The 14,079-nt window shown below is 42.5% G+C and carries 14 protein-coding genes and 1 pseudogene; 10 read left to right on the top strand and 5 right to left on the bottom strand.

The genetic code is table 11. The features are described 5' to 3' along the window. Positions 1-84: 84 nt before the first annotated feature. From PBF_RS14885 to PBF_RS14875, 3 genes are all read right to left on the bottom strand, one after another. Positions 85-435, bottom strand: a complete 351-nt coding sequence (locus PBF_RS14885) for a hypothetical protein (protein WP_035330709.1) — start codon at positions 433-435, stop codon at positions 85-87. Positions 436-498: 63 nt separating this feature from the next. Beyond that, a complete protein-coding gene (locus PBF_RS14880) occupies positions 499-795 on the bottom strand; it encodes a hypothetical protein (protein ID WP_035330707.1) in 297 nt (98 codons plus the stop codon). 43 nt (positions 796-838) lie between these two features. Then, entirely contained in the window at positions 839-1,213 is a 375-nt protein-coding gene (locus PBF_RS14875) for a hypothetical protein (RefSeq protein WP_035330705.1), read from the bottom strand. A 307-nt stretch (positions 1,214-1,520) separates the two neighbouring features. On the opposite strand from PBF_RS14875, the gene PBF_RS14870 reads away from it, so the two are divergent. From PBF_RS14870 to mutL, 6 genes and pseudogenes are all read left to right on the top strand, one after another. Continuing rightward, entirely contained in the window at positions 1,521-2,066 is a 546-nt protein-coding gene (locus PBF_RS14870) for an outer spore coat protein CotE (RefSeq protein ID WP_035330703.1), read from the top strand. Positions 2,067-2,208: 142 nt separating this feature from the next. Next, positions 2,209-2,541: pseudogene (locus PBF_RS26810) on the top strand (VOC family protein); the annotation flags it as partial. A 279-nt stretch (positions 2,542-2,820) separates the two neighbouring features. Next, the gene (locus PBF_RS26805; RefSeq protein ID WP_430515285.1) at positions 2,821-3,279 is read left to right on the top strand and encodes a VOC family protein; all 459 of its coding nucleotides are present in this window, start codon (positions 2,821-2,823) and stop codon (positions 3,277-3,279) included. A gap of 116 nt (positions 3,280-3,395) precedes the next feature. Further along, on the top strand, positions 3,396-4,013 hold the full coding sequence (locus tag PBF_RS14860; protein ID WP_035330699.1) for a PH domain-containing protein: 618 nt from the start codon (positions 3,396-3,398) through the stop codon (positions 4,011-4,013). Positions 4,014-4,392: 379 nt separating this feature from the next. Continuing rightward, positions 4,393-6,993, top strand: a complete 2,601-nt coding sequence (gene mutS / locus PBF_RS14855) for a DNA mismatch repair protein MutS (RefSeq protein WP_035330697.1) — start codon at positions 4,393-4,395, stop codon at positions 6,991-6,993. An 18-nt stretch (positions 6,994-7,011) separates the two neighbouring features. Beyond that, positions 7,012-8,934 carry a DNA mismatch repair endonuclease MutL gene (gene mutL / locus PBF_RS14850; protein WP_035330695.1) on the top strand — a complete coding sequence of 641 codons (1,923 nt, stop codon included), beginning with the start codon at positions 7,012-7,014 and terminating at the stop codon, positions 8,932-8,934. Positions 8,935-9,105: 171 nt separating this feature from the next. On the opposite strand, the gene mreBH is transcribed toward mutL, so the two are convergent. Then, positions 9,106-10,113 carry a rod-share determining protein MreBH gene (gene mreBH, locus PBF_RS14845; protein WP_035330694.1) on the bottom strand — a complete coding sequence of 336 codons (1,008 nt, stop codon included), beginning with the start codon at positions 10,111-10,113 and terminating at the stop codon, positions 9,106-9,108. 274 nt (positions 10,114-10,387) lie between these two features. Between mreBH and miaA the strand changes: the two genes are divergently transcribed. The 4 genes from miaA to PBF_RS14825 all read left to right on the top strand — a co-directional run bounded on the left by miaA (position 10,388) and on the right by PBF_RS14825 (position 13,285). Continuing rightward, positions 10,388-11,350 carry a tRNA (adenosine(37)-N6)-dimethylallyltransferase MiaA gene (miaA, locus tag PBF_RS14840; protein WP_035330692.1) on the top strand — a complete coding sequence of 321 codons (963 nt, stop codon included), beginning with the start codon at positions 10,388-10,390 and terminating at the stop codon, positions 11,348-11,350. Positions 11,351-11,377: 27 nt separating this feature from the next. Further along, on the top strand, positions 11,378-11,611 hold the full coding sequence (hfq, locus tag PBF_RS14835) for an RNA chaperone Hfq (RefSeq protein ID WP_035330690.1): 234 nt from the start codon (positions 11,378-11,380) through the stop codon (positions 11,609-11,611). Between the two features lie 423 nt (positions 11,612-12,034). Continuing rightward, on the top strand, positions 12,035-12,985 hold the full coding sequence (gene spoVK / locus PBF_RS14830) for a stage V sporulation protein K (RefSeq protein ID WP_035330689.1): 951 nt from the start codon (positions 12,035-12,037) through the stop codon (positions 12,983-12,985). Between the two features lie 66 nt (positions 12,986-13,051). Continuing rightward, the gene (locus tag PBF_RS14825) at positions 13,052-13,285 is read left to right on the top strand and encodes a glutaredoxin family protein (RefSeq protein WP_035330745.1); all 234 of its coding nucleotides are present in this window, start codon (positions 13,052-13,054) and stop codon (positions 13,283-13,285) included. Between the two features lie 68 nt (positions 13,286-13,353). Here the strand turns inward: PBF_RS14825 and PBF_RS14820 are convergent, their stop codons facing one another. Further along, positions 13,354-13,968, bottom strand: a complete 615-nt coding sequence (locus PBF_RS14820) for a trimeric intracellular cation channel family protein (protein WP_035330687.1) — start codon at positions 13,966-13,968, stop codon at positions 13,354-13,356. Positions 13,969-14,079 lie beyond the last annotated feature (111 nt).

Raw genomic sequence — 14,079 nt, 5'->3', positions numbered from 1 at the left:
GCACCAATTAGTGCAGGGTGTTTTTTACGTTCTATATATTAAAGGGAGGAATTGGTATTGGCCATGGGTTGTGGGGGGGGCCATTTATTGGTTTCTCAATAGTTCTACTGCCTTTAAAAATTCTTTTCTATACTCCTGCTGTTCGATAATCGCAGCATTTAATGTCGACAGCAAGGATTGATTGAGCATTTTAGTTCCTGCATCATCAGACTTTTTGTCCAAAAAGTTAAGAAGGAAAGTATAAACAAGGAGCAATGTCGAGTAATTATCCACATATGTGAGATTAATAGCCCGTCCGCCCTTTCCGCCGGCAGCATGGTTATTGATTGACGGTATTCCTGCTTCTGCAGCCATATCAATAAACTCCTTTGGAATACCCAGCTGCTTGAGGACTTCCGGTTCCAGATCCAGCTTTTGCATATTTTGACTTAGCATGGTACTCCCTCCCTTCTTTTTGGACATTTTTAGACTCTGCATAGAAAAATGGCTTTATTTATATTACGCTTTATTGCTTTGCTGCTGAGTTGTAGTGTTTACAGAAATGGCTGTGGAGTCTCCTCCATTTGCAATATTATATTGAGCTGAAAGAATCGGAATGTTGATCAGTGCAGCATTGACAGCAAATCCGCCTCCTGAAATCGGTATTTGCCCGTTCAGGTTTGTTTGCGGAAGGTTGGCTTGTGCAGCGAAAGTAAAAGCTTCAGCTTCGTTGCCGCTGTCTGCTCCATTTACTGCTCCTCCGCTTGGCAATACGCTATTGTCATTTTCGTAATCGTCGTAGCATCTTGATAGCATGGTTTTCACCTCCTTCAATTGATTGAAGTGGCTGATGTCCAGATTATGAATCTTTCTTCATCATGTCGGTAAGATCTAAATCCAAAAGTTTTTTACCGTTTACAGATAGTTTCACCTGTTTGTAATCCTCGGATGTTTCCACAACAGGCAGCAGATTTTTTAATGCTGGAATCATATTCCCGATCCCGGAGGAATTTTTAGCGAAAAGGCCATCCAAGTTTTTCAATGGCTTAAGAGATTCCATTATATTTCCTTTTAACTCTTCAGACTGAATTTTTTCTAATCCTTTTGTATAAATTCCGCCCAATGATTCAGTAATTTTGGCAACCATTTGTTCTGCATATTGTTTTGCTTCTTCCCCTGTCAGCTCTTTTCCATTGATTGAAACTTTATAGCTGGAGTTCTCCTTGTCTGCCATTCCTGTTCACCTCCTTATCGATAGTTTATTATATTGATTCATTAGCCAAGCTGTCTCCGCTGGTGTAATAGGACAAACGTGCATTTTTCAATTACTTACCTATTGTGAAGTAAATTCATTTACTTAAGGCAGGCATTTTACATATTTAATTCTCTTGCCGGATTTGTTCAGACCGGAACATTCGCCCGCTTCCGGCATACTATAAATCATGCCAATACTTTTGCCTAACATTCATAAAAATTATCGCACACTAGTCTAATATCCCGCATAGGATGAATTGAAAATGAATGAGGAGGGTTCGCTCGCAATGGGAGATTACAGAGAGATTATAACGAAAGCGGTCGTTGCGAAAGGACGTAAATTCACACAGTCCAATCATACGATCTGCCCGTCACACCATCCGTCAAGCATACTTGGCTGCTGGATCATAAACCATACGTACGAGGCGAAAAAAGCTGGAAAAACAGTGGAAATCTGCGGCCATTATGACATTAACGTTTGGTACTCTTTTAACAATAATACAAAAACTGAAGTTGTTACCGAACGGGTTGAGTATAAAGATGTCATTAAATTGAAGTACCGTGATCCGGACTGTTTGGATGACCATGATGTCATCGCCCGTGTTCTGCAGCAGCCGAGCTGCTGCGAAGCTGTCATTTCTCCAAATGGCAACAAAATCATCGTCACAGTGGAAAGAGAGTTCATGGTTGAGGTGATCGGCGAAACAAAAGTTTGTGTAGCTGTCTACCCAGACAAGTGCGAATGTGATGATGACGCTTGGGGACTTGATGTGGAAGATGAAGAATTCGAGGATTTAAACCCGGATTTTCTGGTGGGAACTGAAGAAGAGTAATGTCAAACTAGGAGGTTTTGCTTCCTAGTTTTTCTTTTTATATTTTCATATTGTCAGCCAAAATCAAGCGAAATAACGAAACCACCTTCCATCTTTAGTCTGAATCCTTTTGAAGAGAATTTCCTTAGAATGGAGTTATAAGATGCAAAGGGGAGAGGCGAGGATGAAAATATTTCAAGTGAATTTAAAGTGCCATGATATGCAGAGGATGAAAGAATTTTATACAAATGTGCTGGAGATGGAGCTGCTGACTGAAACTGAGAGTTATTTTTCGATCATGGCAGGCACAACAAAAGTTCTTTTTGAAAAAAGTGATACGATTCCTTTTTATCATGTGTGTTTCCGGACAAATGCCGAATACTTTGATCATATGTATAAGAAATTAGGGTCTGAAAGTGTGCTGCTTCCAAATCAGAAAGGCGAATACAGCATGTTTTGGAAAGGCAAGCAGGCATATTTTATTGATCCGGACGGAAATATTCTGGAGATGCTGGAGCGTCCCTTAGAGGGAATAAAAAAGAAGCGGGTCCAATGGCATGATGTCGGAGAGATTGGTTTGCCTGTTAATGATGTTGCTGATATGGAGAAGGTATTAGATCAGTACCTGAAAAATGAACAAATGGATTCCAGTGAGACGTTTGCCTTTTATGGGGATAGAAAGGGGGTTTTTGTCCTGGTTAAGGAGGGGCGGAATTGGTATCCGACTGAAAGGGCTGCCGTTATTTCTCCTGTTAAAATATTTGCATCAGGACAAATGGATGCCAGGTTTAAACATCCCGATTATCCATACGAAGTGATTGTGAGAAAGGAATGGGAAGGGAGCATTCCGGCTGTGCAATTTCGAATTGCACGTCCGACAAATAATCTTGACAAACTTATTGCCTTTTACGAAAAAGGACTGGGGCTGAAGAGAGTCGGGGAGTTTTGGAATCATGAAGGTTATGATGGAATCATGATCGGCCTTCCCGATAGCCAATACCATCTTGAATTTACTCAATCCAAAGAAAAAATGGAGCATCCTCAGCCGACAAAGGAGCATTTATTAGTCTTTTATGTAGCAGATCGTTTGGAGCGGGACAAAATTGCCGAAAGGCTTGCTGCTTTTGGGTATATGGAAACAGAACCGGAAAATCCATATTGGGGCAGAGGCGGAATAACAATAGAAGATCCTGATGGATGGCCGATTGTCTTAATGAATACACCAGGGATCTAAAGCTTCCGGTTTGCGGGAGCTTTTCCAACGTAAATTTTAAAATGAAGAAGCTATCGTTTTCCTATATATGTTAAAATAGCAAGGTAGTAAACTGAATTCAGAAAGGTTGAGGGTTAATGTTTAAAAAGGTTGCTTCTGATGTGCTGGGATTAAGTGATGTGGGAAGCGTCATTCACCCGGCTGATTATGACAAAGTCGATGCGGATGATTATGTCCTGCACGAAGATAATGAGAAAATCTATTTCCTGATCAAGTCCAAATCTGATGAATATTGCTTTACGAATAAGGCGCTTATTCATCTGGATGGTACTAGTGCAGTCAGCAAAAAACGCACTCTAAAGCGATACAGCTACCGCGAATACACCATCTCAAATGTTATGCTCGAAACAGCCGGTACAGTTGATTTGGATGTGGAAATCAAATTCGTGATCGGATCTCAGGCCTTCTCGATCGACGTACATAAAAAACATATCGAAGAATTGAAAGATTTATATAAAGCCCTGATCCGCATTTCCGAGATCTGCCGGGAGAATGAAGTTTCCATGGAATATGCCGAAAAAAGCCTGAATTTGGCATCAAGCACGCTTGGACGTTCAGTCTCCAATCAGGATGCCAACGTAGTGGACAATTTCCGCGTATTAAATGAAACAGCCTTCAACTGGCTGATGAACAGCCGCAAGAAATACAATGTGAAAGACTTTGGCTATGTGTTTGAAAAATACATTAATAACTAAGATCCTGGCAGCTCTCCAATGGGGAGCTGCTGTTTTATTGTGGCAAGACTGTTTTTGATGGTCAATAAACGCAAAAAATGTTTAGCCTCTGAGTGGATTGGAGCGGATGGCACTTGATTCCTGCGGGAGGAGAGGGAGCGGGAGACCACACAGGCGAAGCCGAGGAGGCTCCCGTTCCTCCCCGCGGGTTCGCTGCGTGCCTGGAGCGGAAATCAACGGGTTTTGTTTTTATGCATCAAAACCTATTAAAAACTAGCCAAGACAAATATTGCACATCTGAGTGACCTAATAATCTATGATATAATGAAAAAGATGTTTTTAGAGGAATCCTCTAAAAAAAAAATAAAAAATAATAGATTATGGATCGTTGGAGGAAGTTATGGCAGCAGCATACACGCCTATGATACAGCAATATTTACGGGTAAAGGCAGAATATCAGGATGCCTTTTTATTTTTTCGCCTTGGCGACTTTTACGAAATGTTTTTTGATGATGCACTTAAAGCATCACAGGAGCTTGAAATCACGTTAACGAGCCGCGAGGGAGGTACGGAGGAACGGATTCCCATGTGCGGAGTGCCATATCATTCAGCACCGGTTTATATTGAACAATTGATTGAAAAAGGATACAAAGTCGCAATCTGCGAGCAAACCGAAGACCCAAAACATGCAAAAGGCGTTGTGAAGCGGGAAGTCGTCCAGCTTATCACGCCTGGAACAATGATGGAAGGCAAAGGTCTTCAGGAAAAAGAAAACAACTACATTGCATCGATTTCTGCTTTTGAAGATGAAACCTTTGGATTTGCCACCAATGATTTATCCACAGGTGAGATGAAGGTAACGATGTTAAGCAATGGGTTTGAGGAAGTTTTGAACGAGCTGTCCATGTCAGGAGCAAAGGAAGTAGTCATCTCTTCCGACTTTGATGGGGAATCGCAGAGGAGAATGAAAGAACGCTCCGTCATGGCGATTTCTTTCGAGGATGATTGCGGAGTCCGGGACTCCTTTGAAGGACTTCTGGATGATTTAAATCAGGACAAGCTAAGGAGAACATCTTCCAGATTAATTAATTACCTGTACCGTACGCAGAAGAGAAGTTTGGATCACCTGCAAAAAGTGGCGACTTATCAAGTAAATCAATACATGAAAATCGATTATTTCTCGAAAAAGAATTTGGAGCTGACAGAGACCATCCGCAGCAAAGGCAAGAAGGGCTCGCTATTGTGGCTTCTTGATGAAACAAAGACAGCCATGGGAGGACGTTTATTAAAGCAATGGATTGACAGGCCGCTAATAGATGAACAGGAAATCAAGCGGCGGCATTCTTTGGTTGAAACGCTGATAGGCTCTTTCTTTGAACGGGAAGAAATCCGGGAAAAGCTGAAGGAAGTCTATGATCTGGAACGACTTGCAGGAAGAGTCGCTTTTGGAAATGTCAACGCCCGCGACCTTGTGCAGCTCAAGAAATCTCTTCAGCAGATACCTATTTTAAAAGAAATGGTTTCAAATCTGCCGAATGAGGAAGCACTGAGGCTTGCTGAGCGCCTGGATGCCTGTGAAGAAGTCACGGATACTTTGGAAAGCGCGATTATGGAAAATCCGCCGCTGTCTTTGAAGGATGGAAACATTATTCAGGACGGCTATCATGAAGAGCTTGATAAATACCGCGATGCCAGCCGCAATGGGAAGAAATGGATTGCCCAGCTTGAGAAGCAGGAACGTGAAAAGACGGGCATTAAATCTTTAAAAATCGGTTTTAATCGTGTGTTTGGCTATTATATCGAAGTTACCCGCGCCAATCTGCATCTTCTTCAGGAAGGGCAATATGAGCGCAAGCAGACCCTCACTAATGCCGAACGATTTATTACGCCTGAATTGAAGGAAAAAGAGGCACTCATACTGGAAGCGCAGGAAAAGTGTGTGGAGCTCGAGTATGAACTATTTACGAATGTCCGCGAATATGTAAAAGAATATATTCCGAGATTGCAAAAGCTGGCGAAAACAGTTAGTGAGCTGGATGTTCTTCAGTGCTTCGCCGCTGTCAGCGAACAGAGACATTATACAAAGCCAAGTTTTTCAAATGAAAGACGGGTTTATATCAAAGACGGCCGCCATCCAGTCGTTGAAAAGGTGCTGAACGCACAGGAATATGTGCCTAATGACTGTTATATGGATGCAGACAGGGAAATGCTGCTGATTACAGGGCCAAATATGTCCGGTAAAAGTACGTATATGCGTCAAATCGCACTGACAGCGATTTTAGCGCAAATAGGATGCTATGTGCCTGCTGCTGAAGCAGTGCTCCCTATTTTTGACCAGGTATTTACGAGAATCGGCGCCGCTGATGACCTTATTTCCGGCCAGAGTACGTTCATGGTAGAAATGCTTGAGGCGAGAAATGCGATTGTGAATGCCACGCAAAATAGCTTAATTTTATTTGATGAAATCGGGCGCGGAACATCCACTTATGATGGAATGGCATTGGCGCAGGCAATCATTGAGTATATTCACAACCGGATTGGTGCGAAGACTTTATTTTCCACGCACTATCATGAATTGACTGTGCTTGAAGAAGAACTGCAGAAGGTGAAAAACATCCATGTCAGCGCAGTCGAGCAAAATGGACGGGTTGTGTTCCTTCATAAAATTAAAGAAGGAGCAGCAGATAAGAGTTACGGAATCCATGTTGCCCAGCTTGCAGAGCTGCCGAATGAACTGATTGTCAGGGCAAATGAAATTTTAACAGGGCTGGAATCGAACGACTCTCATCCAGTGAAAAAAGAGATTCCTGCTGCAGAAAAGATTGCAGAGCCTGCTGCGCAATTATCCTTTTTCGAGGAACCTGAAGGCGTGAAGAAAGCTTCAATAAGCTCTAAAGAAAAGAAGATCATTGATAAAGTCAGAGCGCTGGATATCCTGGATATGACGCCAATGCAGGCATTAAATACTTTATATGAGCTCCATAAGAAATTGAAGAATTAATAAACAGGGGGTGACGAGATGGGGAAAATCATTCAGCTGGATGATTCGCTTTCAAATAAGATTGCTGCCGGCGAGGTGGTGGAGAGGCCTGCATCAGTGGTAAAGGAATTAATGGAGAACTCGATTGATGCCGGAAGCACGATTATTGAAATTGAAGTGGAAGAAGCCGGCCTGGCTAAAATCCGCATCATCGATAATGGGGAAGGCATTGAGGAAGATGACGTCCTGAATGCCTTTCATCGCCATGCTACCAGTAAAATAAAGGACGAAAATGACCTTTTCCGCATCCGCACGCTCGGGTTCCGTGGCGAGGCCTTGCCGAGTATTGCGTCGGTTTCCAGAATTGAGATGAAAACTTCAACAGGCGAAGCGGGCACGCGCGTTGTCATCGAAGGCGGAAAAGTGGACGTGATGGAAAAGGCACCCGGCAGAAAAGGGACTGACCTTACTGTAACGGATTTATTTTTCAACACACCGGCACGGCTCAAATATATGAAAACAATCCACACAGAGCTTGGCAATATTACAGATGTGGTTAACAGGCTGGCACTTGCCCATCCGGAGGTCGCCATCCGCCTGATCCACAATGAGCGTAAGCTTCTGCAGACGAATGGAAACGGGGATGTCCGGCAGGTGCTTGCAGCTATTTATGGGATTAATATTGTGAAAAAGATGGTTCAGATTGAAGCCAGATCACTTGATTTTAAAATCAGCGGCTATGCAGCACTGCCGGAGATTACAAGGGCGTCAAGAAACTACATTTCCACCATGATCAACGGCCGTTTCATCAAGAATTACTCATTGGCCAAAGCCATTCAGGATGGGTATCATACTCTGCTGCCAATCGGACGCTACCCGATTGTACTCCTGAACATTGAAATGGACCCGCTCCTTGTCGATGTAAACGTCCATCCGTCGAAAATGGAGGTACGCTTAAGCAAGGAGCATGAATTGAATGAGCTTGTATCAGGTGCTTTGAAGGCAGCATTTAAAAAAGAGGAACTGATTCCTTCAGGATTTACACAGCCAAAGAGCATGCAGCCTAAATCAGAACAGACTGCTCTTGAACTGGATCATTTGCCTGAACATCGGGGGCATGTGCCTTCCTATATTCGTGAAACAAGGGAGGAAGCTGTCCGGGAGTACCCGAGTGGGGGAGTTCTGAAAAGCCTGCAAAGTCCTCCAGCTGAACCGACAGCAGCAGAATCATCTGAAGTGCAGGATATTCCTTTCAAGGATTTTAGCCATTCATCAGAAGAATTGCCGCAAGGGGATCAGCACATATTCCAGCCCGAAGAGCCGAGAGCTGCAGGACAGGAACATTTTTTCGATGAGACTGTCACAGATGGGATGCCATCACGGGTTCCCCCGCTTTATCCGATCGGGCAAATGCATGGGACGTATATTTTTGCCCAGAATGACCGTGGCCTTTATATCATTGATCAGCACGCCGCACAGGAGCGGATTAAGTACGAGTATTTCAGGGAGAAGGTCGGCCAGGTTGAAAGCGAATTGCAGGAAATGCTCATACCGCTGACATTTGAATACTCAACGGATGATTATATCAAAATCGATGAATACAAAGGCGAACTTGAAAAAGTGGGGGTATTCCTTGAGCCGTTCGGACATAACAGCTTTATTGTCCGTTCCCACCCGCAATGGCTGCCAAAAGGTGAAGAACAGGAAATTATTGAGGATATGATTGAACAGCTCTTAGCCATGAAGAGAGTCGATATAAAAAAACTGCGTGAGGAAGCTGCCATCATGATGAGCTGTAAAGCTTCCATTAAAGCGAACCACCATCTGCGCAATGATGAAATCCAGGCGCTGCTTGATGAACTGCGGAGGTCCTCCGATCCGTTCACATGCCCGCATGGACGGCCGATCATCATACATTACTCCACTTATGAGATGGAGAAAATGTTTAAGAGGGTAATGTAGAAGAGAACGACGCTGAACCAGAGTGGTTCGGCGTTTTTTTATTTATAGACGATAATAATATTATGTAAACTAAATGGTGTTTGGCCCATGATTTTTTCTTTTTTCGCTCAAAAGGTCAATATACAAAACAAACAAGCATCCATTTCGAGGAATGGATGCTTTTCTTATAGCTTATCTCACTGCCGTATGCAGCTTATCAATAAATTGCAGGGCTTTTCCTGTTCCAACCGCTACAGATTCAAGCGGGCTTGGTGCAAGGTGTACAGGGACTACAATTTCCTGTGAAAGCCATTCCTGCATGCCGTTTAAAAGGGCACCGCCGCCGGAAAGAATCACACCGCGGTCTACGATGTCTCCGCTAAGTTCGGCCGGGCTGTCCTCTAAGGTTGCGCGGATTGCTTCAAGAATATGAAGCAATGATTCTTTGATTGCATCGCGGATTTCATAGGAAGACAATGTAATAGTCTTCGGCAGGCCGGTAACAAGGTCGCGGCCACGCACTTCCATTGTCAGTTCTTCATGGTCAATCAGCGCGTAGCCGATTTCCATTTTAATATGTTCGGCTGTTCTTTCTCCAATCAGGACGTTGTATTCTTTCCGTACATATTGAATGATATCATCGTCAAGTCTGTCTCCGCCAATGCGGATTGAATTGCAGGCTACAACTCCGCCAAAAGAGATAATGGCTACTTCCGTTGAACCGCCGCCAATATCAACTACTACGTTCGCGACAGGCTCATCAACAGGCATGCCTGAACCAATTGCTGCTGCTACAGGCTCTTCAATCAGATGTACCTTCTTAGCTCCCGCATTGCGGACAGCATCATGAATGGCTCTTCTTTCAACACTTGTCGAACCAGATGGCGTACATACAACGACATTTGGCTTTCTGATGGCAAATCCAACTTTTTTCGATGCTTTTCGCATAACCTGGCGAAGCATTTCAGTTGTTGTGTCATAGTCGGCAATAACCCCGTCTTTAAGAGGCCGGATGGCAACGATGCGGCCCGGTGTTTTCCCGATCATCTCTTTTGCTTCTTTACCGACAGCTAACACTTTTTTCGTTTCTGTATCAATTGCTACTACAGAAGGTTCATTAAGGATAATGCCTTTTGTTTTGCTGTATACAAGGATATTTGCAGTTCCTAAGTCTATTCCAATTTCAGATGTATTTAACATGATTTCTTCACCCAATTTCAAATTTATATTGTAACAATATAACCTTCTAATAAATTAACACGATTTTGGGGGTTAGCCTTTGTTTGTTATGGAATCGTTAATAAAATGTAATTTTATAAGAAAATTTTAGGAAACTTGTCGAATAGGAAACGTGATACTTGTTCATAATGCATAAATGTTCTGTTTTTATGAAAAGAATGGTAAGATGATACCTGAAAAATTTTCCTGCTATATGTTAGGATAATAATTAAATGGCAGTAAAGGCAGTGAACAAATGAGTGAAAAAGAAAAGCTTGCAGTACTGATTGGCCCTACAGCTGTTGGAAAAACAAAATTAAGCATTCATCTGGCAAAAAGATTTAATGCCGAAATCATCAGCGGAGATTCTATGCAAATATATAAAAGCATGGATATCGGCACGGCAAAAATTAAAGAAGAAGAAATGGAAGGGATTCCGCATCATTTAATTGATATCAAAAATCCTGAAGATCCATTTTCGGCAGCTGAATTTCAGGGACTTGTCCGAAGTAAGATCACAGAGATCAGTTCTAGAGGCAAACTTCCAATGATTGTTGGTGGGACGGGGTTGTATATTCAATCTGTTATTTATGATTACCAATTTTCCGATGCGCCTTCAGATGAGGAATTCAGAAGAACATTAGAGGAGCGCGCCGAAAGAGAAGGGAACGCTGTTCTTTATGAGGAGCTTTTGGATGTAGATCCTGAAAGCGCCGAAAAAATTCACCCTAATAACGTTAGAAGAGTGATCAGGGCACTGGAAATTTACCATTGCACAGGTAATACGATGTCCCAGTATCAGGAAAAACAAAACCCGGAACTTCTTTATGATATGGCACTGATTGGATTAACTTTGGATCGGGAATCCTTATATGAACGCATCAATCACCGGGTTGAGATCATGATGAAGGAAGGTTTGCTTGAAGAGGTGAGATCCTTGTATGATCAGGGATTAAAGGATTGCCAGTCCATACAGGCCATCGGGTATAAAGAGCTGTATGAATACTTTAAAGGAAGTGTTTCTCTGGAGGATGCCGTAGAAAATCTGAAGCAAAATTCAAGAAGATATGCAAAAAGGCAGCTAACTTGGTTTCGAAACAAGATGAATGTGGAATGGTTTGATATGTCCGATACAGCCGACCCTCATGAGTTTGAAAAAAAATTCGCTGAAATTTCTGCTCATATTGAAGGAAAGCTGAAAATAAAATCGAATACATAATGTTAGAGATAAAAGAGGAGGATTAAAATGAAATCAGCAATCAATATTCAGGATCAGGTTCTTAACCAGCTACGCAAGGATAATACGAATTGTACCGTGTTCTTATTAAATGGATTCCAAATTAGAGGCTGTATTAAAGGCTTTGATAATTTTACTGTACTATTTGAATCAGAAGGAAAGCAGCAGCTTGTTTACAAGCATGCGATTTCAACATTCGTTCCCCAGCGCAATGTTCAGTTGGATTTAGAAAACCAGCAATAGAATATAACATAGTCAGGAAGAACAGCCCGCTTTGAATGAAGCGGGCTATTTTCTTATGTCAGTGCGATAAGAAAGGCAAAAATATTTAATGAAACGGACGCTATCTGAATACATATAGGTATGGGAATGTAATTGTTTCTATGAGGGCAAGCTGATTGCGGGCTCGTTTCCCTTGTCCATGATGAACGGCTTAATTACTCTGTGCCATGCAGAAACGGAGTAAAGCCATAGCTTTTATGGAAATTTCACCTTATTTCTCGGGAAACCGCATGAACCGACACTCCTGCATCATTGATTGCTGAAATGGACGGGAACATGTCGTATTTTAGCCTAAATAACAGTAATCTCACGGATGCATATAGGCTTTTGTCACAACGATTACTTCTATGCGTATACTGTGCTAAGAATGTGAGGTGATAGCTTTTGGACCAGCCGATTCGCCTGAAGAATAACGGACAGATCAGCATCGTGCTCAATTCACAAAAGCGAAAAACATACACAAAAGAGCTTCCCGAATCCCAAGCGGCTCCAAAAGCCATTCCGCCTGAGCATACAGCTCTAAAAGAAATTGAAGAAGAACTTGGCGCTCTTGTGGGAATGGAAGAGATGAAGAAAATGATCAAGGAGATCTATGCGTGGATTTATGTGAATAAAAAGCGCGAGGAAGCCGGTCTCAAAGCTGGAAAGCAAGCATTGCATATGATGTTCAAAGGCAATCCCGGCACAGGTAAAACAACGGTTGCCCGATTAATAGGCAAGCTTTTTCAAAAAATGAATGTGCTGTCAAAAGGACATCTGATTGAAGCAGAGCGGGCCGACCTTGTCGGTGAATACATCGGCCATACCGCCCAAAAGACAAGGGATCTGGTCAAAAAAGCGATAGGCGGGATTCTTTTCATTGACGAAGCGTACTCATTAGGAAGAGGCGGAGAAAAAGACTTTGGCAAGGAAGCCATTGACACCCTCGTCAAGCATATGGAAGACCGGCAGCATGAATTTATCCTGATTCTGGCAGGCTATTCTAGAGAAATGAATCATTTCCTAACGCTGAATCCGGGTCTTCATTCCCGTTTTCCCCTTGTTGTTGACTTCCCTGATTACTCGATAGAGCAGCTGATGGAAATTGGGCAGAGGATGCTAAAAGAAAGGGAGTATACTTTAAGTCACGAATCGGAAAGAAAACTAAGGGAACACTTACACTATGTAAAAAATAATCTCAGCCCAAACAGCTTTTCGAACGGGCGCTACATCCGAAATATTATAGAAAAATCAATCCGGACTCAGGCCATGCGCCTGTTAATGCAAAACAGCTATGACAAACATGATCTGATGACCATCAGGAGCAATGATTTGGTGTTTGAAGAAGCTGATTAAGGGGATATTGTAATAAACATGACAGTGTCAAAAAACATTGTTTTTTTATTGAAGGAGGAATATAAAATGAACACTATTACGGTTTATACAACGAATACTTGCCCTTACTGTACAATGGTCAAGAATTTTCTGGATGAGAAAGGGCTGGAGTATATAGAGGTTAATGTGCAGAATGATCAGAGAGAGGCACAAAAATTGGTTGCAACAACCGGACAAATGGGAGTTCCGCAGATCAATGTGAATGGCAAATGGGTCATTGGCTTTGATCCAAATACAATTATGGCGAATGTGAAGCAATAATATAGATGTGGCCTGCTCATGGATTGAGCAGGTCTTTTTAATATAGTTCGAAAAATAAAAGCACCAGCTTAAGCCGATGCTTTTGTCCCAAGCCTCTTTACCGGAAGCTTCCAATTATATGTGTAAGATAAAACCCGCAAAGCGGTAATAATGATAAACAAAGTGTAAAGTTCAAAGGGGGCTGAGGCGATTCCGAGTCCCACTCCAAAACCGCAAAGGATAGCCCAGACCGCATAGATTTCAGAGCGTAATACAAGCGGTTTTCTTCTTGCTAGAAGGTCACGGATGATACCCCCGCCGCTTCCAGTCAATACAGCAGCCACAATTACGGCGCTTAAAGGATGGTTCATTTCAGTTGCGTACAGTGCTCCTTGGATGGCAAAGGCGGATAATCCGATTGCGTCAGTGAAATTGCCCCATTTTTGCCAGTGTTTGAGCAGGTTGTTCGGGAATAGCATTACTGCTGTGATGGATAAAAGGGCAATCTGAAAAAATAACCCCTGTTCCCAAAGGGCAGAGACAGGAACACCGATTAGCAGGTTTCGGATCGCCCCGCCGCCAAAAGCAGTAACAATCCCAAGGATATATACACCTAAAATATCATATTCTTCTTCCATGGCTACAATTGCACCGCTTACAGCGAAAGCAACAGTGCCGATCATACTTAAAACTTCCCATGTCATATGCCATTTCTCCTCTTGATGCAAATCTATATATCTATTTAAGTTAGTTAATTAAAAACGTAAATTCTTTCCAAACAATATGATTTTAACACGGAAAAATAGAAATACAAC

Origin of the sequence: Cytobacillus firmus DS1, assembly GCF_000565285.1 — a bacterium.
Classification (GTDB): domain Bacteria; phylum Bacillota; class Bacilli; order Bacillales; family Cytobacillaceae; genus Cytobacillus; species Cytobacillus firmus_A.
The sequence above is the reverse complement of the archived record's forward strand: the minus strand, read 5'-3'. Positions and strand labels throughout refer to the sequence as shown.